Raw genomic sequence first — 24924 nt, 5'->3', positions numbered from 1 at the left:
GATGGTATTAATATTGGGAAGTACCTATGGCCTTTTATTATTGTTTTGCAGCGATTTCGAAGTGAATCATTAGTGATAGTGAACAGGATGAATGAACGGCGGATCATCTTTATTCCGGGGAAGAATCCTAAGCCTCCGGCTGATCAGCATCAGAAACTATTATGGCGCATCCTTTTGGAAGGTGTGCGCCGCGCTGATCCTGAAATTGTTGATAAGTTGGGTCAACATGCGGAGAGCTTTAGACTGATCGCATGGAATTATCTTTATTACTGTGAAAATAAAGATATGAGTAGTGAGCTAACGTGGATTGATGTATTAATCAATCAACACGGTCCTACTGAACAGGATATTCGAGAAGCAGATGCATGGCATCGCAAGTTAGACCGTGTTCTTTATACGATTGTTGATCATTTTCCCTTTTTACTTCGTTTGACACCAAAGCCTATTCAGTCGACTGCCGAAGAGATAACACGTTATTTTCAGAACAGAAATAATATCGCTTGCGAGATTCGTGAATTATTGAAACAGGCGTTGCGCCCGATGTTGGCGAATAATGGCAAAGTATTATTGATCGGCCATAGCTTGGGTTCAGTCATTGCTTACGATGCGTTGTGGGAGCTGTCGCATCTGGAACACCTGCCGGGTAAGATCGATGTATTTTTAACCATCGGGAGCCCGCTGGGTATGAACTATATACAGCGCCGATTAATGGGTAATCATCGGACAGGAAAGAAAAGATATCCCACCAATATCCGACGCTGGGTGAATATTTCTTCCGTGGGCGATATCACTGCATTGGATAGAGTTTTTGCAGATGATTTTGCACCGATGTTATCTCTGGGGATTATTGAAGCCATCGAAGATCATTGTGATGGCATCTACAATTTTTATCGTAACGAGAAAGGATTGAATTGCCATCGTTCGTATGGATATCTGGTTAATCCTGCGGTGGGTAAAGTCATCGCGGATTGGTGGCAGCAATCCCCATGAGTCTCCGGAATTCAAATCGTTATCTGTGTTGGGTCAAGAGACTGACACTGGTTTTCTTAGGGGTCGTGGCGATCTGGATAGCTGTTGGTGTGTTTTCCCGGATGTATGAATTTCGTGACGATGATCCCGATCGTGGTGCCGTCATAATGAATTCCAATAAATTTGGTGATCATTTTTCCCAAATTACCTATTTGTCACAGGGCTGGTCTCCTTCCGATAGTCTGTGGTTCTACAATACGACGCAAGGCTCTAATCTATTGCCGTACAGTTTTTTTCTGGTATTGGAACAAGCGGATTCGACTGCTTTATTTCGCAATGATCAGAACATTGATCGTTATGGCTACTTGCCGCAACGTCCGACGGTGAGTAATCCGGACGGTTTGCCTGTGGGCATGGTACGTGACGAGTATCAAGGTAAGGCATATATGGGGTTTACCTGTGCCGCTTGCCACACGACTCAGATCAATTACAACGATATCGGGATTCGTATCGATGGTGGTCCGGCGTATTCAGATATGGAAACATTCATGATTGATTTGGCACAGGCGCTCTATGTTACCTTAGAGAATCCCGAAAAACGCAATCGCTTTATTGTCAATGTATTGAAACAAGGTCACTATAAAAACACTGATGATGTATTAACTGACCTGAAGAAATATGCTCAGCGTATCAAGACGTATACCATCATCAATACGCCACGGGACACCAAACGTCCGCTGACTCATTACGGTTACGCGCGGTTAGACGCATTTGGACGAATTTATAACCGTGTGTTTGAACATATTATGAATGCACAGCAAATACGTGAGTTGCTAGCGGAAATACTGTCCCCGGTTGAATTGGCTGAAGTGATGACAAACGTGGAGTCGGTTCTGAGTAGCGATAATCGTGACCATATTGTTGAGCGAATACAGGAATACCTGACTGACAGGCAGATGATCAAGTTGCGAAATAGAATCTATAATCCGGCGGATGCGCCAGTGAGTTATCCATTCCTGTGGGATGTACCCCGGCATGATTATGTGCAGTGGAACGGCAGGGTCGATAACAGTGGGCTGGGACCTATGGCGCGTAATGCGGGGCAATTGATTGGCGTGTTCGGCACGCTGGATTGGCAGGAAAAAGATGGTTTCACGCTATCTTCGGTTCTGGGGGGGCAAGGTTTTAGTAGCAAGCATATTGATTTCCGATCTTCAATTGATATTCGGAATTTGCGTCGGGTGGAGAAGCATTTGCGCAAATTAACATCGCCATCTTGGCCTGAGCATATTCTGCCCAGTCTCGATAAGACGCGATTGGCCAGCGGCGCAGAACTATACGAACAATATTGTGCATCATGCCATGGACACATCAATCATACCGATCCTGATCGCCGGGTCGTGGCTAAGATGATTGCCGTTTCTTCTGTAGGGACGGATGCTAAAATGGCCGAAAACAGCGTCACGTTCATGGGCTACAGCGGTATTTTGCGCGGTCAATATGTCAATGTCGGTGTAGGCAATATCTTATTAGATCATCAAGCGCCGGCGGTTGCTCTTCTGGCATCTGCTACACGTAATGTGGTTTTGACACCCGATTGGAATAAATGGTTGGTGCGGCGGTGGGTCGAACGATCGCTTGATTTTGCGTACACATTTTTTGATAACGAAGTGCAATCCTCCATTAAAAATGGCAATTACACGCCTGATACGACGGCTAAACCTTTTGCTTCGATCATGGCTTATAAAGCCCGTCCGCTCAATGGTATCTGGGCAACTGCACCATATTTACATAACGGCTCGGTGCCTACATTATATGATTTGTTGCTGCCTAAAAGACAAGCGAGTGATCCACCAGAGGGTGAGTATCGGCCGGATGATTTTATGGTGGGTTCACGTGAATTTGATCTGGAAAGGATTGGTTTTAAATCGAGTGGTTATGATGGTTTTTTATTTCGTACCAGTATTTGGGGTAACGGCAATGGCGGTCATGAATACGCTGCTGGCCGGACACCGCAACTTGATGGAACATTTCTTCCCGCACTGACCAGAGAGCAGCGCTTGGATCTGCTGGAGTATCTTAAGTCTTTGTGAAAGACGGCGCTAGCAGTTTAAAGCCCAAAGTATTTAAATGGAAATCGTATTTTCCATTGGTGTATTAATAACGCAAGTGTTAGTTTTTGCACAGATTGGGTAATTTCTGTCGCTGCGGCTGATTCATCCTGGTGTATGGTTTCTTCGAACACGATTTTGAGTTGATTGCGGTAGGCAAAATTCATAATGAACTCGTAGGTGTCCGGATTGATGGTTTGCAGTGCCGTTTTTACCTTTACTCCGATTTGGCCCTCATGTATGACAGGTTGGGCATAATCCGAATATATCCAACGTCTCTTGCTATCATAACCGGCAAGTACTCCGCAGAGCCGCTCTGCCCAGTCGCTTGGCCGAAATGATCGGCCCTCTGCGGTAATGCCGAGAATTAAGCACTCATCAGATTTGATTTTCATGGGCGCGATAGCCGTGAGAGAGCAAGTGGAATTTCCAGAAGCAGCATGGAGCAAGGCTGCTATTTTTTTGTGGTCATTTATCATAAAGTATTCTTTCCTTACAGATTCATAGCCTTGTATCGGCAAAACTTGAGAAAAATGGAGAAGGTCGATTTGAAATAAGGTGTATGAGTGGCGACCTGAATTAATCAGGAAAAATAGAATCTTATAAAAACAATTTATTTTGAGTCAGGCTTGATAGAACTAAATCTATTGAAAGAAATAAAAAAAGATGAGTATGATGCTTAGGTCATCGCAAGTGATTTTCCTATCTCAGTGTTTATCGCTATCAGGAGTCAGGGTGGTTTTACAAATATCGCGCGCTTTCAGATTTGCCATGATTGTGGGGCAGGTGACGTGGCTCAGTGCCTGCGCTAATCTGCCTTATTATGTGCAAGCTGTAGGTGGACACTTCGAAGTTGTGCATCGTGCGCAACCGATTAGCAGGATTGTTGCCAATCCTGCTATCGATTCAAAATTAAAGCACTCCCTGAGCAAGATTGTGCAAATGCGCGAATTTGCTAGTCGTGAGCTTAAGCTGCCGGATAACCTGAGTTACACAAGTTACGCAGACTTGGAGCGCCCTTATGTGGTATGGAATGTTTTTGCCTCGCCAGAGCTCTCTCTCAAGCTCAAGAAGTGGTGTTTTGTGCAAGTCGGTTGCGTTAATTACCGGGGATTCTTTTCTCAGGCTGATGCAGAGCGTCATGCAGAAGAACTCAAACAGGAGGGTTATGATGTGTATGTCGGCGGTATCCGCGCCTATTCTACGCTAGGCTGGTTTAGTGATCCGGTATTGAATACCTTTATCGGCTACTCGGAGATGAACCTTGCGCGTCTGATATTTCATGAACTGGCGCATCAGGTGGTGTATGTGCCTGGAGACAGTGTTTTCAATGAATCGTTTGCTACCGCTGTCGAGCAGGAAGGTGTGCGACGTTGGTTTGAAAGTAATGGCAGTGCTTTGGAACAAGCTGCATTGACTGCGCGACAGGAGAGAGAAGCTATTTTTGTCGAGCTGATATTCAGTCATCGCAAGCGTTTACAAGCATTGTTTCAGTCAGATATCAGTGACACTGAGAAGCGTATCCGGAAAGCACGTATTTTTGAGGAATTGCGTGAGGAATTCTCGCATTTGAAAACTGAGAGAGCCGAATTCAGCAGTTATGATCGATGGTTTGCACAACCTTTAAACAATGCGTTGCTGGCGACCGTTTCGATCTATACACAATTGGTGCCTGCATTCCAGGCAATACTCCAGCAACATGACAGAGATATGGCGCGCTTCTTCGATACCGTTGCAAGAATAAGTAAGCTGCCAAAACATGAGCGTAACTTAATACTGCAGAAGGCGGTGGAAGGTGACCAGCAATGGATGATGGTTGAGCGTTAACAATGATCAATAAAGCTGAAATTAAGTAGTTAAGCGAGCCGGAAGCCCATAACTATTCGGCAGTTTTGTCATATCTGGCGGTATCTCTTCCGGGTTGCTAATTTCCCTAGCGTTGCATGATATCGCCATCAGCATAAAACCATAGTTCATGTTCTTGGATAAACCGACTGATTTCATGTAAGCGATAAGCGCGTCCATTGATTTTGTAGCGCGCGACAAATTCGACAATCGCACGATCTGCGGATAATCGTTCGTGGCGTTTCACTGTCAGACCCAGCCATTGGCTCGGTGGCTGGCGTGCCAATTCGAGTGAGATCGGGCGGGTGCTGGAATGCCAAGTTGCCAGCAAATAGTCTTCGCGGTTCAGTGTGTACGCCGTGTAACGTGAGCGCATCAGTATTTCTGCCGTAGCGGCAGTTTCGCCGTGATCCAAATAACGGCCGCAGCAGTTGATGTAGTGTGTGTTGCTACATGGACAGTGGGTCATTCTGATGCCTGCCATGCTGTATGTATTATATTCATGCGATATTGTGCATTTTTCTCAAAACATGTGCTTGGATTCGATCGTCGAGTTGGTTGTGTACCAGCGTAAGGATTTCCATGAGTATATTTCAAGATATCGGCTATTCAATACATTCTTTTCCGACTTTTGCAAGGAATCTTTTTCTTTACACTGATGAATGCAGCGGGATCAATCGCACTGCGATATCAAATACAGCAAGTAGTACCATCGTAATACAAATAACTTGAGAGATAACAGTTATGATGTTTGATCGTGATAATGTCTATCGTATTGCACCTTTCGGTGCATATGTTTTTTTTATGCTGTTGGAAGATGTATTGTTGAAGTTTGGCTGGGATGCCAATGAGCTGCGCTTGCTTTATGTGGTAAAGATTACTGTTGTTGTCGGCTTGCTGTGGTTGATGCGGCGTGCTTATAGTGAGTTGCGATGGCCTGCGGGGGTGAGTTCTCGCACCTGGATTGTGGCGATTGTTGCGGGCATCGTGGTGTTCGTTGCTTGGATTAATCTGACGGCAGATTGGATGGTGATGGGCGAGTCCGTTGGTTTCGATCCACGTGATGATGCTGAAATTGATTGGTTCCTAGTGACGGTGCGGTTGGCTGGTGCGGCACTGGTGGTTCCTATCATGGAAGAATTATTCTGGCGATCATTTCTGATGCGCTGGATCACTCACCCAGATTTTTTGACTGTCAGCCCGGCACAAATCGGATTCAAAGCATTTTGCATTACAGCCATACTTTTTGCAGTTGCGCATAGTCTATGGTTGGCTGGGCTTTTCGCTGGGATTATTTATAACCTTCTGTATATGCGTAGCGGTACGTTGTGGTCGCCGATTCTTGCGCATGCGATAACCAATGGCATTCTGGGTATATGGATAGTATCGACAGGTAATTGGGGCTTTTGGTAGGATTAAATCGCATGATACGGATTCTCGACTATTTCCTGATAGATAAAGCTTCGCAGGGAGAAAGTTTGGCTCGATTCTAATTCGTTGAATTCAATGCCGAAACATGATGTTTCCTGGCCATTTTCGTTGATCTGTTTAACAGATCTGATGGTACTTTTTATGGATAGCGGTACCTCTTTGTCCAAAATCTGAATGGCAAAGGATAGCATGATAGTTGTACCCGGTTCTCCTAAGAGGGAGGTGGCCTTAATTTCTGCACCCGTAGCACTGATGTCGGTGATGGTTAGTGGTATGGGATTGTCAGCAACTGAAGCTGGAATATTGCACTTAACTCGCCGGGATTTTCGAATAGTCTGACCTAGTATGTATTTAGGAAATGACAAATGGAGATATTTGAATGGTATTTTAATGATCTTATCGACATAAGCTGTGAAACTGTATACACATTTTCCACTAAACAAACGTACTAGAATCTGGTCCCCTTCTAGAAAGGATTCATTTGATGCGGGCATACTGACGATTAATGTGATGTCTTGTACATAACCGATAAGAGTTGTTCTGTAAAAGCTATTGTTTGTTTCACCGGATATTTCTTTTGCCGGAGAAGATAATTTAAGTTGTAGCTTATGGCCAACTTTGAGTTGCATGCTCTCAAAGTTGAGTCCGATTTTACCGGAGTGAGCTTGTTTCGCTGCCGATTCTTTGCGGAACAGCGGAGACTCTTCCAGCTTATTTAATTCATCAGTCGTTTTAATGACATGTCCACGTTTGAGTATCGGTCTGTGTTCTTGGTCAAATAAGTCCCATGGTAATGATTGGCCGACTATCAAATCTGATTTCTGTATTTGTATCAAATTCATGATTAACTATTTTGCGTAAGAAATGTAATAAGCTGTGTAACGGGGAATAGGCTTCTAATTAATTCTATTGCATATCAATATATTATGTATTAAGTCATAGTGCTTTTTAAACGGTACGGATGATTCAAAACTTTAACAAACTATATCGATACTTCTTCCGGTTCAGTGACTGTAAGAATTTCTAGCGTTGCTTGCAGTATTCCGGTGCGCCTTGACTGACTCGAATCGCAACACTTGCACTATTTTTGGATTATTGAACAACTGTTTGCGTTGACCCTTGCGGTGATTCAATGTTAGAGTCTATCCATATAAGAACTAGGGTTTTTGTGACCTTTAGTATTGGTATCTTTTTTGTAATTTTATTAGGGGGAGTAATGGAATATAAATCATTATCTAAGAACCAGATGATGCATGCTGTGACAGGTGGGTTGCTACTGATCGGCATGAGTGCATCCAATGTTCTTGCAAACACCGTGATGAATGCTGGCAGTAACTTTGCAAAGATATTGAAAGAAAGTGGCATTAGAGCAGGCGGGTGGATTCATGGTGGTGCGACTTTTAATCCAAGCCAGACCGATGGCTTTAATGGCCCGGTCACGTTTGCAGATCAGGCAAATAGAGTTCAAATGAATCAATTGAACTTTTTTATAGAGCGCGCGGTTAAAACGGAAGGTAAAGGCTGGGATTTCGGTTTTCGTGGTGATTTTATGTTCGGTACCGATGCTATTTTTACCCAAGCTTATGGTAATCCAGCATTTGATCCCAACAACGGCAGAGCCTTGTCTGATCGAGGTAACTGGGATCTTGGAATATGCTGTAACTCCAGCCGTACCTATGGCATCGCAGTTCCGCAGGCTTTTGCAGAGATCTATGCGCCGGTTGGCAATGGTTTGAATATCAAAGTGGGGCATTTTTATACCCCGATTGGTTTTGAATCAGTACCGGCACCCAACAATTTCTTCTATACCCATGCATATACTATGCAATACGGTGAGCCTTTTACCCATACTGGTGTGTTAAGTAATTATACGATTAATAAGAACTTTGTCGCTATGGCTGGTGCAATCGGTGGTAGTGGAACGGGGGGATGGGATGGTAATTTTGATCGGCAAATGGGAAATTGGGGAGGGATCGGCGGTATTACCTGGACCAGTGATGATAAGAAAAGCTCGCTGAACATCAGTGGTACTGGTAGTACAACTTCTACACGTAGTAATAATTTCTGGGGTATGTATAGCATCGTTCTTAAACATATGTTTACAGATAAGACGCATTTTATTTTGCAACATGATCATGGTTTTGCGGATGGCGTTTTGACATCGAGAGGATTAACGAATGCGACATGGTATGGTATTAATTCGCATGCGTATTATGATCTGACACCGGCTTTATCGATCGGTGTGCGTGCCGAGTGGTTTCGTGATCGGGATGGTTTCCGTGTTTTCTCACCAGGTAGGGTAAGTGCAGCCACAAATCACCTTGGCAGCAGTTATGCGCTGGGTGGTGCAACAGCGCTTGCCACCAGTACGCCTGCAGATTATTATGCAGTTACTATTGGCGCAAACTGGAAAGCGGCCAGAACATTAAACCTTGGTTGGAAGGGATTGAAACAGCTGAATATTCGTCCCAATATTCGTTATGATAGAGCGGATGCGATTGATGTCGCCGCTTATCGGCCGTTTGGCGGCAATAAGGATCAGGTTCTGTTCTCGCTGGATGCTATCCTTCCGTTCTGAGTTTAGTATTTGATATATGAATTTGTTTATGAAATATGAAGATAAAAATGCGCCTGCGGGCGCATTTTTATTTTTAAGAGTATATAAATCAGGCTACCAGAGAGCCTTATGGTTCTTCTTTGCTGTGGTATCTCAGTTTCTGCAGTAAATTTTCCATATCATCGGGTACGCTGGTTTCCCATGTCTGGATTTGTTCGGTGTGCGGGTGAGTCAGCGCAAGCCTTTGCGCATGTAATGCTTGCCTAGGAAAATTAATTAATAGCTCTCCAATGACCTGCCTGGTATTCCTGGGTTTGCCGCTATAGACAGGATCGCCTGCTAAGGGATGTCCGATAGCGCTCATATGTACACGTATTTGATGTGTACGACCTGTTTCAAGACTACATTGTAACAGCGTACAACCTTCAAGAATCTCGATAACTCGATAGTGTGTACGCGCAGATTTACCATTTGTAGTAACAGCCATTTTCGTACGATGAATGGGATGTCGGCCTATCGGCGCATCGACACTGCCACTTTGTTCGACTTCTCCTAAAACTAATGCGAGATAATCACGCTTAACGGTGTGTTGTTGCAATTGGCGCACCAGGTTTGTTTGTGCCTCTATGGTTTTTGCAACAACCAACAAACCACTGGTGTCCTTATCCAACCGGTGGACGATACCGGCACGCGGTACGTTCTCTAATTGCGGTGCATGGTGCAGTAATGCATTGAGCAGAGTGCCTTGCCAATTGCCATTGCCGGGATGAGTGACTAAGCCAGCAGGCTTATTGACAACAATCAGCGATTCGTCTTCGTGGATAATGTTTAGATGGATATTTTCAGCTGTGTACACAGATTCAGCGACAGTGTCCTGGGGGAAAATCCGGACATGCTCATTGCCCCATACTTTTTGCTTCACAGTAGCGATCCGGCTATCCACCGTAACTCGGTTTTCAGCAATCCAGGACTGCAGTCGGCTGCGTGACCAATGAGGTAAGAGTTTTGCTAAAGCTTGATCAAGGCGCAGGCCTGCATAATCAGAAGGAACTGTTAAATCGATATCGGTTTGCGCCGGCTCGTTACACACTTGGGACGGTGGCTTTACGCTATAATCAGCAGTTGTACTCTTGTTTTTTACGGAATCTGTCATGTTACGTAGTTTAGCTTTAATTCTGGTGTTATGGCTATCAGCCTGCAACTTGTTGCCGGATCGTACAGAGGATCAGCAGGATTGGTCTGCCAATAAATTTTATTCTGAAGCGAAAGAAAAATTGAATGATGGCAATTATGCGGCAGCTGTCAAGCTGTATGAGTCATTAGAAGCGCGTTATCCTTATGGTCGCATAACGCAACAAGCACAACTTGAGACGGCTTACGCACATTATAAAAATGAAGAGCCGGCTTCAGCAATTATCGCAGCAGACCGGTTTATCAAATTACACCCCAATCATGTCAATGTAGATTACGCATACTATATCAAGGGATTATCAAGTTTTAATGATAATTGGGGAATGATGGGATTCTTGCTGAAGGGCCCATTCAAGCAAGATATGAGCGAGCGTGATTCAAAAGCATCGCGCGAATCATTCGAAAACTTTAAGGAATTAGCGACGCGCTTTCCGGATAGCAAGTATGCAGCGGATGCCAGGCAGCGGATGGCCTACTTGATCAATGCGGTTGCCATGAGCGAGATTCATACCGCACGCTATTATATGAAACGCAAGGCGTATGTTGCTGCAGCCAATCGGGCTCAGAATGCGATCGCAGAATATCCTCGTACACCCGCGACCGAAGAAGCGCTGTATATCATGATTAAGGCTTATGAAGAGCTGGAGATGTATGATCTGCGCGATGATGCGGAACGTGTCATGCGAATTAACTTTCCAAACAGTCATTTCCTTGCGGAATTACCGGAAGTCGGTGCCAAAACATGGTGGGAATTTTGGCGGTAACATTTCCTAATGTTCTTTTAAGTGGATAGCTAGCACGTCACAATCAGCGTGATACAAAACTCCCTTGGCGGTTGAGCCCATCAACACAGCAAGTCCATGGCGTCCGTGTGAACCCACGACGATGAGATCGATATGCTGTTGTGTCGCAAGCTGGGTAATTTCCTGTTGTGGTTCACCCCAAACCATCCAGCGGCGTGTTGGTGCAATATCCAATTGATCACTGATCTGTTTTAATTTGTTTTTTTCCGCTTCCAATAAATCGTAGGATGAATCTTCATCCAGTGGGATGACCAAGCCATACGGCGTGTCAGGCATAGGAATATTATCTAGCACGTGGATGATGTGAAGATGTGCGCTGAATTGATCGACCAGCTGTTTTGCTCTCTGCGCAACATAGTGACCATAATCGGAGAAATCGATGGCGAGTAGAATGTTCTGATAGTGATTCATGGTGAATTCCTTGATGGTAAATCGGCGAAAACGAATATGAGTTCTACGATAAAGCCAAACTTTATCATATTTGCATCATCGTACTGTCGGTGATGATTGGCTTAGTCAATGGGTTGTGATTTGTCGTCAATGCGGCGTAGATAATCAGATAAGAAGGCGGTAATACGTTGTTCATATTCTTTACCGGCATACGAATGCATATTGAAATGCCGGGCGCCGGGAACAATCCATAATTCTTTGGGTGTTCGAGCGGCAGCATAGAGACGTTCGGTTTCTGATTGCGTTGTATGAGCATCGTCTGTGCCGGAAATGAACAATATCGGAGAATTCAAGTCATTGATTCGATTGATTGGACTCAATTTATCCATGGAAGTATCTAAATAAAAGGATAATTGCGACAGCATGACGGGTAAAAGCACAGATCCATAGCTGCCGAAGTGTAATTTTAAGCGATTATCGACAGCTTCTTCGATGGTCGGGTGCAAGGATTCAAGAATAACCGCATCCAGTTTTAAACCCTGTTTGGCAAGCACAATGGCTGCGGCACCCAATGAGACACCGATGGCACCGATTCGCTCATGCGGAAAGGTGTTGCGAAGAAAAGCTACCGATGTTGTTACACTTTCGGATTCCTGCAAGCCAAAAGTGATTCTTTCTCCAGTAGTTTCGCCATGTGCATGCAGATCAATGGACAGCACGTTGTAACCTTGATTTCTCAGGAATCTGGCCCGACTCAGCATCTCCAGTCGATTGCTACGCATTGAATGCACCAATAGCACGACACTGCCGCCAGGTTTTCCATAAGATAACCAGCCGTGTACGACAGACCCGTTTGTACCAGGAATTTGTATGGATTTCACTGGAAAATCTGCTGACAGTGTACCGACTGCGCTGGGCGCCGGTCCGGTCAACAACGCACCGATTGCAAAGATGCCAAGCGTGATGACAATGATCAGAGTCAGAATCTGAACAGTTATCTTATGCAACATAGTTTCTATCCGATCTGAGGAAGCGATGGAATGGAAAACAGCTACTTACAAAATAGCTGACGGCAATAAAATATATAGCAAATGCGTAATTAACAGGCACTGTCGTGATAATTTTTGTGCCATAGTTCCAACGTTACAGGCCATAATGGAAAATTTCATCAGCAAATCGGTTAAATAATCGATTTTTAAGTCTTAAATTATCAGATTGAGTGGCTATTTTTTTTATACAATGGCTATATGCGAAAGAAAATAGGTTGGGAGAAGCATACAACCGTATTCATATTTTCGCTATGGCTGCTACTGTACAACCAAATGAAATTGCGTCATGCATAATTTTGGAATGACGGCGGGCTTATCACAAAACTTCGATCTCGTGCGACTAACCGCTGAGATTGCACAGAATCGGGCACACTATTATGCATATTAAAGAGCACAAAGAATTTCGGGAAAGAATGCGTTTGTTGCTGGCTTCATTTGCACAAGAGCTACCGGACAGAATCACTGAAATTGAAGCCTTATGGAATAAATTGCAAAAAGAATGGGACAGTAAGGTACTACAGGAACTGCATCGCTCTGTGCACAATTTGGTCGGTAATGGTAAAACGTTTGGCTACCCGCAACTGAGTATTGAGGCTCGTGCATTGGAACAAGCTCTCAAGAGCCTGATGCACAGAGAAGCTGCTATAGATACGTTGCAATCTGCCAGAATTTCTCAGCAAGTGCTTGAGCTAAAGCGGATCTCCGCTGAGCAAGCTGCTGCATCGTCAAAAAATACGATTGCGGGAGGGGGCGATGAACATGCGCTTCTGCAAAATCCTCACGCATCTAATCTGATATTTGTGGTGGAAGATGATGCCGAGGCGGCGCAGGAGCTTGCGCTGCAGTTGCGCTACTACGGTTATGAAGTCGAGGTATTCAATCATTTAGATAAATTCCGCGCCGCTGTTGAGCATAAACCTCATGCGATCATCCTCATGGATGTTGAGTTTCCTGAAGATGAAATGGGTGGTATTCAGATCATGGAGGAAATTCAGCAAGACTTGATTTGTCCGGCGCGGGTGATTTTTATTTCGGTTCACGATGAGATGGCTTTTCGACTGGGGGCGGTGCGTGCCGGTAGTGTTGCCTACTTCACAAAACCTATTAATTCTACGGAACTGATCGATCAACTTGACTTGATTACCGCGTCGCAAATTCAAGAGCCATTTCGTGTATTGATTGTCGATGATAGTCCAATGGTGCTGGCTTACCATACGGCGATATTGGAACAGGCTGAAATGACCGTGAAGGCAATCTCAGAGCCGATGCAGTTGTTGGAAGTATTGAGCGACTTTAATCCTGATCTCATTCTGATGGATTTGTATATGCCCGAATGCAACGGAATTGAATTGGCCAAAGTCGTTCGCCAAACGGATGGTTTTCTGAGTACTCCGATCGTTTATCTTTCTACTGAAAACGATTTTAATACGCAGCCTGAGGCGATGAATTTGCGTGGCGACGATTTTCTGGTTAAACCGATTGATCCTGCGCACTTGGTTTCAGCCATTACATCGCGTGTGACGCGAGCGCGTGCTTTACGTTCTCTGGTGATTCATGACGGTTTGACCGGCTTGTTGAATCATACTGCGATAAAAGAAGAACTGGCACGTGAAGTGGTGCGTTCCAGCCGGCTGAGTACACCGTTATCGCTCGCCATGGTGGATATCGATTTCTTTAAGAAAGTCAACGACACCTATGGCCATGCCGCAGGTGATCGTGTGCTTAAGAGCTTGGCGCGGCTGCTCAAACAACGTTTGCGGGAAACGGACATTGTCGGACGTTATGGCGGGGAAGAGTTTGCTGTCATCATGAACGATACTGACGCAACCTCTGCGGCAAAAGTCATTGATGAGATACGCACAGTTTTCTCACGTTTGCTACACCTGAGTCATGATGAAGAGTTTTATGTCAATTTCAGTTGCGGTATCGCGGATCTTGCACATTTCTCGGATGCCGCCAGCCTCAGTGAAGCTGCTGATAAAGCACTGTATCAAGCCAAACAGAGGGGACGCAATAAAGTAGTGGTTAATTCAGGTGATTAGATGAGGCCTTTGAGCGGACAGTGGGTACGGAAGTTTTAACAGGTCGCTCAAAACGTTTCCGAGATAGTCGATGCAAAGCAAAAATGGGCGAATATGCGCAGTTTATGTGCGATCAATGAGTGCTTCTGGCCTGTTTTTGACACCCATAGCGGCAACGCAGATAGTTTTTAAACCTGCCTAAGGACCGGCATCACCGGAGCGCGTATGCTGCTCGCGAGGCGTATGGTTATTTGTTGAAAAATCGACCGAGAATTGTTTTTTGCTGAATGCTGCGCGTATTTGGGGATCCAGATCTACAGTTTTGAGTGCTTCTATGACGGCAACCCGCGGTGCCAGGCCGGCGTAATTGGCCACTTGAATGGAGAGTCCGGGGCGCGCATTGAGCTCAATGATCATTGGACCTTGATCTCTGTCCAACACCAAATCCGCGCCCAAATATCCCAGACCGGTCATCTCATAGCAGGCAGCAGCTAATTGTAATAATTTATCCCAATGCGGAATGACTAATTCCGAGAAAGTTTTTCGCGTATCCGGGTGGTGCAGAACCGTTTCACCGTACTGTACAGCATGTAACGCGCTGCCTGTTCCGATATCGATGCCGACACCTACCGCGCCTTGATGCAAATTGGCTTTGCCATCGGAAGCATGCGTTGTAAGTCGCAACATTGCCATGATGGGGTAGCCACGAAAAACGATAATGCGGATATCGGGAATGCCTTCATAACTATAGTTGGAGAAAACTGGATCCAGCTGTATCAGCGACTCAATCATAACGGTGTCGGGCTTGCCGCCCAAACTGTGGAGGCCGCTTAAGATATTGGAAACATGCCGCTCGATATCTGCCAGTTGTATGGCATCGCCGCTGGGTTTGAAGTAGAGATTGTGATCATGTTCGGTAATCACCAAAATGCCTTTGCCGCCACTGCCCTTGACCGGTTTTATGACAAACTGGTCATACGGGTGAAGTATTTCTTTCAGCAGCTTGACATCATGCTGATATTGCACCGTACCGAGCAGTTTGGGTACCGTGATCCCGGCCTGTTGTGCCAGTATTTTGGTTTTTAGTTTGTCATCGACGAGTGGGTATAAATGGCGCGGGTTATAGCGAGAGATTAAACCAAAGTTTCTTTGATTCATCCCGATGATGCCTAGGCTTCTGAGTTTCTTAGCGCTTGTCAGAAACATTGCGTCTTTCCAGAGAGTGGAAACGATACAGCTCGGATAACCGGTAACCGGTATATTGTCCGAGGATCAGAATGAACGCTAGATTAACCAACATCAATTCAGGGAAATTAAACGACAAGTACTCAATCGTCCGATTGGTCATGAACAAATAGGCGATTATCGCCGTCAACAGGCTACCGCCGCCCTGGATAAAAACCTCTCTGGGACCGTCTTCTTCCCACAGCACCGACATGCGCTCAATGGTCCATGACAGAATGATCATGGGGAAGAAAGTCACCGTCATTGCTTGATCGAGTCCCAGTTTGTTACTGATGATGCTAATACCTGCCATGATCGCAATTACCACAATGATCACGGCTGAAATACGCGCGACAAATAGTAAGTTGAGGCGTGATAAGTAAGATCGAATCAATAACCCTGTTCCAACGACAGTCAGAAAAATGACGATGCCGGTTAACAAAGTGGTTTGTATCAGTGCTAAGGCAATCAGAATGGGCATGAACGTACCGGAAGTTCGTAGGCCGACCAGCAGGCGCATGATGACCACAATCAATGCACCGATCGGTAATAACAAAATCATTTTGAAAGCACTCTGCTGCTCAATCGGAAGACTGTAGATAGAAAAATCGATGATACCGGCCTGTTTGTTCATACTGTCGCGCACTACCAGATTTCTTGTCGACTGGAAATTCTTGATGATGGAGAACGATATCTGCGATTTTTTACCGCCGACCACATCCAGTAACGATTGGTCGCCACGCTGCCACAACAGGAAGTCGTCGGGTTTCCCGCTCACTCCGGAGTTTTGGTTAAATAAGCGCCATTGACCGCCCAGATAGACTTCCACAAAATTGGTCAACGACTGTCTGCGTCGACCATCTTCCAGGTACAAGCCGCGAACAATGCGTGCGCTGATCCCTTCCAATGCCAGTAAATTGATAATCAAATGGGTTTTGTAGTCTTCGCTGGACTGCTCACTGAGCAACAGGCTTTGACTCTGACTGGGTGCGCTGGAATTCAATGTCGTGATCAATTCACGCGTAAATATCTCAGTATTGGATGATTTGCTGCGGACTTGATCAAGCAATGCTGTTGCGGCAGTTTTTAGAACTTCGTCAAATTCAGGTTTTTCCGGTTCTGCCGGAAGATCTGCGGCGGATGGTGAAGGAGTGATCGTGTCTGTTTCATAAATACGCGCGCGATAATAGGCTGTCTGTGGACCGGTTGCGGAGCGTTTACTCCACTGCGCACGGCGTCCTGTCTGGGATGGTAATTCACTGAATCCATAATCAGGCGACGCAAAATCTTCTTCGATGAGAACGATATTGGGAGTTTGTGGAGGTAGCGCAAAAGAGACAGTAACAGGTTCACCCTTTGCGACAAAATCAATCTTGGCTTCGATGGTCCAGACCGGCTTTTTGTCATCCGGCAATAATGGAAATCCCAACGCGAAGTGCTTGTATAAAATTAAACCTATTCCAAGTCCCATGATCAGGATGACTAGAAAATAGAATCTAAGTTTTGCATGCATTATTTTTTACCGGCTGTTTCCGAATGATCAGTTTTGACGGTTGTATATTTTTTACTCACATCCACGGTGGCGAGATCTTGTAGCAAGTTGCGGCCTATCAGCACTTGATGCTTGAATCGACTGCGATTTTCCAGCGTGAAATTTATTTGCTCATCAAGATCAGCAAGTACAACTCGCATGCGCACGACCGGCCGCCGTTTCGATTCCTTGTTGCCAAGTTCTTTGACACGAACATAGCGGCGTAAGCGCCGAGTCAATTCGATTTTTTCCTTCGTTTCCGGGTGAATCATACTAAATCTCACGAATGGTTTGCCATCGCGTTCAAATTCAACAACATCCAGAGCATTCAACGATGAGGTTTGCGCTCCGGTATCAATGCGTGCACTGAATTCCAGGCCAGGCGGGTCAAGGTATACAGACTCTACTCCACCTAATAGTGTTTTGGTATTCGTTTTTGCGGACGTTCCCCCTTGCTTAGGTGTGCTAGTACTGCCAGCGTCACATGAACAGGCATTGCGTTTGTCTGCATTTGAATTCTCTTGCGTCCCGGGGAATTTATCAGATGCATGCTTTTCCAAGGATTTTCTTTGCTCAACCAGTTCGGCAAACAAGGTAACCAGTTCGGATTCCCTGGCATTGATACGCGCTTCACGTTCGGACAAATTGTCTGCCTGCGGATTGCATGCCGACAGCATAAGCAGCGCAAATGTGATGATCGGATAGTTGCGGCAAATTTTAGTAAACGATGAATGAGCAATTCTCATGTTGGTTTTATTGTTGTGATATCACTGCAATGTTACATGGATACGGTTTGCGTGACTCAGTGATTGCAAGTTGTTCAACAATCCCATGCATTCATAGTCATGCTAGGGATTATTTAGGTGTATGGGTAGTGTTTGATTTTTGTAAGTGCAGGCGTACCGATGAATTTCCAAGCAATGCGACGTAATGGTGGCTTGATAGCTACCTGGTTTTTCATGTTGGGTATCAAACTTGAAGTCAAAACGGCCATTGGCATCACTCGAGTAAAACTGATCAACAGCGACGGTTCCATCCGGGCGGGTCAGTTTAAAATTGAGCAGAACATCGGGGGCCGGCTGGGCATTGTATTCGACCCATCCCTGCAGCACGATGGCTTCCCCAACGGGATAGTGTGTTTTAGGATTTTCAACAATAGGCTGTGAAATATGTGTTGCCAACGCATCACTGATGAAGCCGACTGAAGCTATTAACCATATGAATGCGAGCAAATAGGTTTTTTGGAAGGTTGTCATGGGTTCTGTCAAAAATGAGTCATTGTTCTATCTGAAATGGATAAGTTATTTCTTGGGTAGAAAAAGATCGGTAATAGTTCCTTCGGCCATTTCGGCAGCAAATAAAACCGTTTCCGATAACGTCGGATGCGGGTGGATAGTTAGACTGATATCTTCCATATCCGCACCCATCTCCAGTGCCAGTACCGTTTCGGCTATCAGCTCACCAGCGTTTATACCCACTATGCCGGCGCCCAGTATACGACGGGTATTTTTATCCAGCAGCAATTGTGTCATGCCTTCTTCACGTGTCATGGATATCGCTCGGCCGCTGGCAGCCCAAGGGAAGCTGGCTTTCTCAAAATCGATGCCTTGCTTGATCGCTTCTTTCTCGGTTAATCCCATCCAGGCGATTTCAGGGTCGGTGTAAGCGACTGAAGGAATGGTGCGTGCATCGAAAATGGCTTTGTGCCCGGCAATAACCTCGGCGGCCAATTTGCCTTCATACGTGGCTTTATGCGCCAACATTGGTTCACCCACGATATCGCCGATCGCAAAAATATGCGATAAGTTGGTGCGCATCTGCTGATCTACCGAAATAAAACCGCGTTCGTTGACTTGGATACCGATTTCCTCGGCTCCGATCGTGTGTCCATTCGGGCGACGCCCAACGGCCATCAAAATGCGATCGTAAGTCTGCGGTTGCGGCGCATTATCGCCCTCAAACGTCACGGTAAGTCCGGATTTTCCGGCTTTAATTCGAGTCACCTTGGTTTTTAGATAAATCGCTTGGTAGCGTTTCTTGATGCGACGATGTAATGGTTTGACCAGATCCGCGTCAGCGCCGGGGATCAACTGATTCATCCATTCCACCACGCTGATTTTGCTGCCCAGTGCCGAGTAAACCGTCGCCATTTCCAGGCCGATAATGCCGCCGCCGATAATCAGCATATGCTGCGGCACATCCTGCAGTTCAAGTGCTCCGGTGGAGTCGATCAAACGCGGATCATCATACGGAAAACCGGGAATGCGGGTGACACTGGAGCCGGCTGCGATGATGCAGTTGTCAAAGGAGATCGTTTTGGCCCCCGTGGCTGTTTCCACCTGAATCAGATGCGGCGTGAGAAATTTTCCGGTACCGTGAATAACTTCCACTTTGCGCTGTTTGGCCAGCGCCTTTAGTCCCTTGGTCAGCTTGCTGATCACGGATTCCTTCCAGGTGCGCAGCTTGTCGATATCGACCTGCGGTTTGCCGAAAACGATGCCTTGTGCTTCAACCTCGTCCGCTTCCGTGATGACTTTGGCCGCATGCAATAGTGCCTTGGATGGAATACAGCCAACATTCAGACATACACCGCCAAGCGTGGCATAGCGCTCGATTAAGATCACTTTTTTACCCAGATCAGCGGCACGGAAAGCCGCGGTATATCCTCCGGGTCCCGCGCCGAGCACCACCACATCGGCGTGAATATCGCCTGGAGCAGCGGATTGCGATGGTGTTGGCGCTGGCGCTGGCGCTGGCGTTGATGGTGGAACGGCGGTCGTTGCGGTCGTTGTTTTCTCATCGGCTCCAGTCGTTATCTCAGTGCTTGCCGGCGCTGCAGATTGTTCGGTCAGTGCCAAAGTCAGAACGACTGAGCCCTCGGAGACCTTATCACCCACTTTGACTTTGATTGCTTTGATTACCCCGGCTTGTGGCGAAGGTACCTCTATCGAAGCTTTGTCAGTTTCCAGCGTGATGAGCGAAGTTTCCTTTGCAACGGTATCGCCGGGAGCAACCAGTACTTCGATGACAGGAACATCTTTGAAATCACCGATATCGGGAATTGTTATTTCAATTACTTGTGTCATAGCAGCCTTCTCGGCGGATAAAGTGTCGAACACTCATTCATATCAATAAAATGTGCAGCTTATTGTCTTAATTGGCCATCGCCCAGCACGATGAATTTCTGGCTGGTCAATCCTTCCAGGCCGACCGGGCCGCGTGCATGGATTTTATCTGTGGAAATGCCGATTTCAGCACCCAGCCCATATTCAAATCCATCCGCAAAACGGGTGGTGGTATTGACCATGACTGAGCTAGAATCCACTTCGCGAAGAAAACGACGGGCACGTGAGTAGTTTTCGGTGACAATCGCATCAGTGTGTTGCGAGCCGTATTGGGTAATGTGATCGATCGCCTGATCCAGTCCATCAACAATGCGAATGCTTAGAACCGGGGCCAGATATTCTTCATACCAATCCTGTTCAGTGGCTTCATGCATCTGCGGAATGATGCTACGGGCTACCGCATCTCCACGTAATTCAACGCCTTTATCGAAATAAATCTTGCAAAGCGGGGGCAGAATCCTTTGAGCAATACCTTCATGGATGAGCAAGGTTTCCATTGTGTTACAGGTGCCGTAACGCTGAGTTTTGGCGTTGTCGGCAATTTTGACGGCCTTGTCGAAATCCGCCTGGTCGTCAATGTATACATGGCATACGCCGTCCAGATGCTTAATCACCGGAATGCGCGCTTCATTGGCGATGCGCTCAATCAGACCCTTACCGCCGCGGGGCACAATCACATCGACGAAATCCTTCATTGTGATCAATTCACCGACTGCCGCGCGATCGGTGGTTTCAATCACCTGTACCGCTGTTTCCGGCAATCCGGCCAGCCGCAACCCCTCTTTCACACACGCGGCAATCGCCTGATTACTGTGAATCGCTTCCGAGCCACCGCGCAAAATGGCCGCATTACCCGCTTTCAAGCACAAACCAGCGGCATCGGCCGTCACATTCGGGCGCGCTTCATAAATAATGCCAATGACACCCAAAGGTACGCGCATTTTTCCCACCTGAATGCCGGATGGACGATAACTCAATCCACTGATCTTGCCCACCGGATCCGCTAGTGCCGCGATCTGCAACAAACCTTCCACCATCGTCACTATACCTTTCGCCGACAATGTCAGACGGTCGATCATCGAAGCCTCCAAGCCTTTGGCACGCGCATTCTCCAGATCTTTGGCGTTGGCGGCTAACAATAATAATTCATCGCGCCGGATAGCATTTGCCATCGCAGTCAGTGCATGGTTCTTGGCTGCCGTATCTGCTTTTGCAACCAAACGCGATGCCGTACGCGCTTCCTGGCCGACGGATTGCATATAACTTTTAATATCTGTGATATCCATAGACTGAGTTTTATTTGAGAATCGATATTAATCTGAGAGTAGGCTGGAATTATAGTACATGATAAGAAGTTTTATTGCATGCAGCAGCAGGTATGATGAATGACAAGATTTTTTATGGTTTGATTCCGCGCAGTATACATTTTCTCAAAGAGAGATTTTTTAGTACAACGATGCTGCATAAAAAAACAAGATGGGCAGGGCAAGAAATAGCTGTTATTACTTGCTTTGATTTTTAAATGATAGCCGATGCCATTAGCGTAACCTGGAAGCTGTGGATGTGAGCTCGATTTGGGTTAAATCAAGTGAAGGGGGATATTATGGAGAAGAGTGCGCTGCTAAGTGTCCTGGCTGACGAAGTGGAGCAAGGGAGATTGGTTTTTCCTACTTCGATCAAGGCAGCAATCAATATCAAAGAGAGATTAGACGATCCCGATTGCAATCTCGATTTCGTGATTCTACTGATTCAAGACGAACCGCTGTTGTCGAAAAAGGTAGTAGCAGTAGCTAATTCCGTTGTGTTTAATCGCTCAGGAAGGAAAGTCACCAATGTGCGCGCAGCGGTTACGCTGATCGGCATGCAAACAGTGCGCAATTTAGCCGCAGCCATGGTGTCACAACAACTGACAAAGTTACAATCAAAAAGCGAGCGAGTTGCTCAATCATAAAGGCATTCCGCATATGTGACCATACTTGTGCGAAACGGCGGGAAGTTTTGAGTTACGCAGCATGCTGCGTCTTTCGAGAAACAATATTCATCTAACCTCGTAGTTTGATCCCAGAGCTGGTGTTGGATGTTGAGATCAGCCTAATAGACTGGCCAGTTCTTTTGAATTTCACTTTCAGTGCGATAGCGTAGTGAATAACGCCTTGATCACTGTCCATCTCATTCAGTCCCGATTCATATAGACCTGTGTACATTGATCCCATCAGGAATCTATTCGGAATTGGCAATTGAGAGGAGAAGCAAAATGGATACCACAAAAAACAAGCCATTCTTCTGCAAGATAAGGGGTATTTGTTCAGGAATATATCCATTGCGGGGATCTTTCTCTTTAAATTTATGTGGCAATAAATTATGGTTGCTACCGTTTCTTCTAACAGTTTTGTTTCTGAATGGTTGTAAAACAGTGCCGATTCAGGATAGGAATTTTTCTCAAAGGGGCGGTTTCTGGGAACAAGATGAAAATACAAGTTTTCGTTTTCATCACAACGCCGGTACTGACAATGCAGTTGTCGGATCCATGTACACATCGGGAAAAAGTGCTTTACTCAATGATTCTCCCGTAAAAATTTCTTCAAAGGTAAAGAATAATTCATTCGTGAGCACGGGTCCTCAAAGCAGTGCGCGTATTGAGTTCAAGGCATCCGATTCAACATGCTTGATTCGTGTCAGTGAATTTAACTTTGGTAATGCTTACGCGGATACATCGAATTGCCAGCAAACGATTGAGACCATGCATGCAACGATACAAGCCAAGGACGCCATCCTTCATCTTAATGTTTCGCAGCATCAAACAGAAATCACTGTACTCAGTGGCGTGATAAAGGTTATGTTGCGGGAAAATACAACGCAATCCATTAACGTCAGGGCAGATAGGGAAATTATCATTACGCATGATGTGATCGGCCGCTCTTATCCGGTTACTCCGGACGAAATCTGGCAGCGCATTCGCTGGAGAGATGATTTCCAACTCTATAAAACAGTCGTTGACTGGGAAACCATCATAGCCGGCGTTGTCGTAGGTGCTGTGACCATTGGAATCATAGCTGCCGTGATATTACTCAGTAAAGGCCATGGCGGTAGAGGTCATGGCAGTGGGTTCCCTAGACATCATTAATTGCGATAATAGAATGTTTGTTTTCAGATAAGCGCGCCCAGGGTCGCGGGCGGTGAATTCAATCATTGTGGTGTAAATTGAAAAGCTTGATCCAAGTGTGATCACGCTAGCGTCATTGAGACCTGAAATTCGCATTTTGTTGATCCAGATCAATGAACATGACACCGATTGGGTTCACAATTTCTCCTGTTACATCATAAAGGAGAAAACATGGATATGAGTTCATCAGACAAGACACATGATTCTGGAATACTTAAAAATATGGGTATCAACATCATAGTCATATTCGGCGTGTTGGTGGGTTTGATTATTATATCGTCACACTTTGCTGGCTGATATTAGAGAAGGATCTACGGTCGATGGGTTCGGAGGCATATTTGATTCTGAAAAAATGCTCCCATGGCAGGGCCAGCAAGAGTAACTTTACCTGCAGAAAGGATCAATCGACTGTAGACAATTATTGGGTTCAACTACTGCTTCATACTACCCCTCCACATTGAGAATTAACCCTCGTCGTAACAAGCTTTGTTAGATCTGTAATGCGTGTTTTACGCATTTCGACTTAAAATGGGTATTCAGAAAACCATCACATGGTCAACCCAATATTTGCCGTTCTGGTGCACCAGAACCATTTCTGCAACAAATTCCCCAGACGCTTTTGTGAACGATTGTTTCCACACCATGGCCACTGAGTTCGGACGCTTGAAAACAGCGACAGGAACACGGTGAGAGAAATAGCCTTTTTCGGATTGGTACTGCTGGCAGACGCGCTGAAGATATGCCGGAGTAACAATGGCCTTCATTCGGTCAGTAAAATCCCGGACATGCCGTGCGTGATCGAGCTGGGTGGAAGCATCCATCAGATTATCCATGATGGGATTCGCGATGCCCCAAATTTGCTGATCGCTCATGCTTTCAAAGCTGACGGTGGCTGTCATTTCTGCTCGTTTCCGGAGGTGGATTGCTTTTTGTATGACTCATACGAAGTGCTTGTATTCGATAGGCAGCGTTCACGTTCTAACTGATCCATCAATCGGTTACATTCATTGCGCTGCCACGATTGCCCGGTATTGTAGAGTTGCTGGGTTGAGCAGCCTGACTGACCTGTTACCGATACAATCAACAGGATTCCTATGGTCGTAATGCGATGTGACTCACTGAAATTTATATTACGCATGGATACGAACCGGTTAAGCCACGACATTGATCATCCAGCTGATGCCAAAACGGTCGGTGAGCATGCCGAAGCGCGGCGACCAGAATATTTTTTCTAATGGCATCTGCACCTGGCTATCGTTGGAAGATCGGAGCATACCTGGCGGCAGTGGTTCTGGGCTATCTTTGTGGCGCATCATCATGTCAATTTGCGCGCCGAGTGCGGTGCGATAAAATTCCAGCGTTTCTTCGTAGCGCCCGTCGAACATTAAGTAAGGTTGAGTCAGTGTTTCTGCCATGTTGGCTCTCTAAACTTAGGCTGAGCTTGTACTATTGTTCAGTGTTTTTATTGTGATCGAATGACGGAATCAATCCATGATCCTGTGACGGCAAGGAAA

The 24924-nt window shown here is 45.9% G+C and carries 25 protein-coding genes; 10 read left to right on the top strand and 15 right to left on the bottom strand.

Features of this window, described 5'->3' with window-relative positions:
- Positions 1-87 precede the first annotated feature (87 nt).
- Together C8R34_RS06335 and C8R34_RS06330 are read left to right on the top strand one after the other, a co-directional pair.
- Complete coding sequence (locus C8R34_RS06335) at positions 88-990, top strand: hypothetical protein (RefSeq protein WP_110338940.1); 903 nt, start codon at positions 88-90, stop codon at positions 988-990.
- The gene (locus C8R34_RS06330; RefSeq protein ID WP_110338938.1) at positions 987-3062 is read left to right on the top strand and encodes a cytochrome c; all 2076 of its coding nucleotides are present in this window, start codon (positions 987-989) and stop codon (positions 3060-3062) included. Before C8R34_RS06335 ends, C8R34_RS06330 begins: the two co-directional genes overlap by 4 nt.
- A gap of 17 nt (positions 3063-3079) precedes the next feature.
- Here the strand turns inward: C8R34_RS06330 and C8R34_RS06325 are convergent, their stop codons facing one another.
- Entirely contained in the window at positions 3080-3559 is a 480-nt protein-coding gene (locus tag C8R34_RS06325) for a DUF3579 domain-containing protein (RefSeq protein WP_258364391.1), read from the bottom strand.
- Between the two features lie 256 nt (positions 3560-3815).
- On the opposite strand from C8R34_RS06325, the gene C8R34_RS06320 reads away from it, so the two are divergent.
- Positions 3816-4907, top strand: coding sequence for an aminopeptidase (locus C8R34_RS06320; RefSeq protein ID WP_258364390.1), 1092 nt, complete (start codon positions 3816-3818; stop codon positions 4905-4907).
- Positions 4908-5013: 106 nt separating this feature from the next.
- On the opposite strand, the gene C8R34_RS06315 is transcribed toward C8R34_RS06320, so the two are convergent.
- Positions 5014-5409, bottom strand: a complete 396-nt coding sequence (locus tag C8R34_RS06315; protein WP_110338936.1) for a YchJ family protein — start codon at positions 5407-5409, stop codon at positions 5014-5016.
- Positions 5410-5669: 260 nt separating this feature from the next.
- On the opposite strand from C8R34_RS06315, the gene C8R34_RS06310 reads away from it, so the two are divergent.
- On the top strand, positions 5670-6338 hold the full coding sequence (locus C8R34_RS06310) for a CAAX prenyl protease-related protein (RefSeq protein WP_258364389.1): 669 nt from the start codon (positions 5670-5672) through the stop codon (positions 6336-6338).
- A gap of 2 nt (positions 6339-6340) precedes the next feature.
- Here C8R34_RS06310 and C8R34_RS06305 read toward each other — a convergent pair whose 3' ends face one another.
- Positions 6341-7198: a flagellar brake protein gene (locus tag C8R34_RS06305; RefSeq protein WP_110338934.1), complete on the bottom strand. Its 858-nt coding sequence runs from the start codon at positions 7196-7198 to the stop codon at positions 6341-6343.
- 374 nt (positions 7199-7572) lie between these two features.
- On the opposite strand from C8R34_RS06305, the gene C8R34_RS06300 reads away from it, so the two are divergent.
- A complete protein-coding gene (locus C8R34_RS06300) occupies positions 7573-8934 on the top strand; it encodes a porin (protein ID WP_110338932.1) in 1362 nt (453 codons plus the stop codon).
- Between the two features lie 106 nt (positions 8935-9040).
- Here C8R34_RS06300 and rluD read toward each other — a convergent pair whose 3' ends face one another.
- Entirely contained in the window at positions 9041-10066 is a 1026-nt protein-coding gene (rluD, locus tag C8R34_RS06295) for a 23S rRNA pseudouridine(1911/1915/1917) synthase RluD (protein WP_110338930.1), read from the bottom strand.
- On the opposite strand from rluD, the gene C8R34_RS06290 reads away from it, so the two are divergent.
- Positions 10065-10868: an outer membrane protein assembly factor BamD gene (locus tag C8R34_RS06290; protein ID WP_110338928.1), complete on the top strand. Its 804-nt coding sequence runs from the start codon at positions 10065-10067 to the stop codon at positions 10866-10868. The two genes, rluD and C8R34_RS06290, sit on opposite strands and share 2 nt — an antisense overlap.
- Positions 10869-10874: 6 nt before the next feature.
- Here C8R34_RS06290 and C8R34_RS06285 read toward each other — a convergent pair whose 3' ends face one another.
- Both C8R34_RS06285 and C8R34_RS06280 read right to left on the bottom strand, forming a co-directional pair.
- The gene (locus tag C8R34_RS06285) at positions 10875-11318 is read right to left on the bottom strand and encodes a universal stress protein (protein ID WP_110338926.1); all 444 of its coding nucleotides are present in this window, start codon (positions 11316-11318) and stop codon (positions 10875-10877) included.
- Positions 11319-11419: 101 nt separating this feature from the next.
- Positions 11420-12307: an alpha/beta hydrolase gene (locus C8R34_RS06280; RefSeq protein ID WP_110338924.1), complete on the bottom strand. Its 888-nt coding sequence runs from the start codon at positions 12305-12307 to the stop codon at positions 11420-11422.
- A 416-nt stretch (positions 12308-12723) separates the two neighbouring features.
- Between C8R34_RS06280 and C8R34_RS06275 the strand changes: the two genes are divergently transcribed.
- Positions 12724-14388 (top strand): diguanylate cyclase, encoded by a 1665-nt coding sequence (locus tag C8R34_RS06275; protein WP_110338922.1) that lies wholly within the window; start codon positions 12724-12726, stop codon positions 14386-14388.
- 177 nt (positions 14389-14565) lie between these two features.
- Here the strand turns inward: C8R34_RS06275 and C8R34_RS06270 are convergent, their stop codons facing one another.
- From C8R34_RS06270 to C8R34_RS06245, 6 genes are all read right to left on the bottom strand, one after another.
- Positions 14566-15573, bottom strand: coding sequence for an alpha-L-glutamate ligase-like protein (locus C8R34_RS06270; RefSeq protein ID WP_110338920.1), 1008 nt, complete (start codon positions 15571-15573; stop codon positions 14566-14568).
- Positions 15554-17104, bottom strand: coding sequence for an inactive transglutaminase family protein (locus C8R34_RS06265; RefSeq protein WP_110338918.1), 1551 nt, complete (start codon positions 17102-17104; stop codon positions 15554-15556). The genes C8R34_RS06270 and C8R34_RS06265 overlap by 20 nt, the downstream gene beginning before the upstream one ends.
- The gene (locus tag C8R34_RS06260) at positions 17104-17868 is read right to left on the bottom strand and encodes a RimK/LysX family protein (RefSeq protein WP_110338916.1); all 765 of its coding nucleotides are present in this window, start codon (positions 17866-17868) and stop codon (positions 17104-17106) included. The genes C8R34_RS06265 and C8R34_RS06260 overlap by 1 nt, the downstream gene beginning before the upstream one ends.
- Before the next feature lie 102 nt (positions 17869-17970).
- Positions 17971-18378 (bottom strand): hypothetical protein, encoded by a 408-nt coding sequence (locus tag C8R34_RS06255; RefSeq protein WP_110338914.1) that lies wholly within the window; start codon positions 18376-18378, stop codon positions 17971-17973.
- 45 nt (positions 18379-18423) lie between these two features.
- Positions 18424-20208: a dihydrolipoyl dehydrogenase gene (gene lpdA, locus C8R34_RS06250; protein WP_110338912.1), complete on the bottom strand. Its 1785-nt coding sequence runs from the start codon at positions 20206-20208 to the stop codon at positions 18424-18426.
- Positions 20209-20267: 59 nt separating this feature from the next.
- Positions 20268-21533 carry a glutamate-5-semialdehyde dehydrogenase gene (locus tag C8R34_RS06245; protein WP_110338910.1) on the bottom strand — a complete coding sequence of 422 codons (1266 nt, stop codon included), beginning with the start codon at positions 21531-21533 and terminating at the stop codon, positions 20268-20270.
- A gap of 317 nt (positions 21534-21850) precedes the next feature.
- Here C8R34_RS06245 and C8R34_RS06240 point away from each other — a divergent pair, with 317 nt between their 5' ends.
- From C8R34_RS06240 to C8R34_RS16920, 3 genes are all read left to right on the top strand, one after another.
- The gene (locus C8R34_RS06240) at positions 21851-22198 is read left to right on the top strand and encodes an HDOD domain-containing protein (protein ID WP_110338908.1); all 348 of its coding nucleotides are present in this window, start codon (positions 21851-21853) and stop codon (positions 22196-22198) included.
- Positions 22199-22501: 303 nt separating this feature from the next.
- Positions 22502-23371, top strand: coding sequence for a hypothetical protein (locus tag C8R34_RS06235; RefSeq protein ID WP_110338906.1), 870 nt, complete (start codon positions 22502-22504; stop codon positions 23369-23371).
- Positions 23372-23581: 210 nt separating this feature from the next.
- Positions 23582-23707 carry a hypothetical protein gene (locus C8R34_RS16920; protein ID WP_258364388.1) on the top strand — a complete coding sequence of 42 codons (126 nt, stop codon included), beginning with the start codon at positions 23582-23584 and terminating at the stop codon, positions 23705-23707.
- A gap of 239 nt (positions 23708-23946) precedes the next feature.
- Here the strand turns inward: C8R34_RS16920 and C8R34_RS06230 are convergent, their stop codons facing one another.
- Genes C8R34_RS06230 through C8R34_RS06220 form a run of 3 tightly spaced genes read right to left on the bottom strand, consistent with a single transcriptional unit; the run spans position 23947 to position 24825 of the window.
- Complete coding sequence (locus C8R34_RS06230; RefSeq protein WP_110338904.1) at positions 23947-24309, bottom strand: hypothetical protein; 363 nt, start codon at positions 24307-24309, stop codon at positions 23947-23949.
- Positions 24306-24548, bottom strand: coding sequence for a hypothetical protein (locus C8R34_RS06225; RefSeq protein WP_258364387.1), 243 nt, complete (start codon positions 24546-24548; stop codon positions 24306-24308). The genes C8R34_RS06230 and C8R34_RS06225 overlap by 4 nt, the downstream gene beginning before the upstream one ends.
- A 13-nt stretch (positions 24549-24561) precedes the next feature.
- Positions 24562-24825, bottom strand: a complete 264-nt coding sequence (locus C8R34_RS06220; RefSeq protein ID WP_110338902.1) for a hypothetical protein — start codon at positions 24823-24825, stop codon at positions 24562-24564.
- Between the last annotated feature and the right edge of the window lie 99 nt (positions 24826-24924).

The sequence above is a fragment of the Nitrosomonas sp. Nm84 genome (assembly GCF_003201565.1).
Lineage (GTDB): Bacteria > Pseudomonadota > Gammaproteobacteria > Burkholderiales > Nitrosomonadaceae > Nitrosomonas.
Note: the sequence above shows the minus strand (reverse complement) of the source record. Positions and strands in the feature narration are given on the sequence as shown.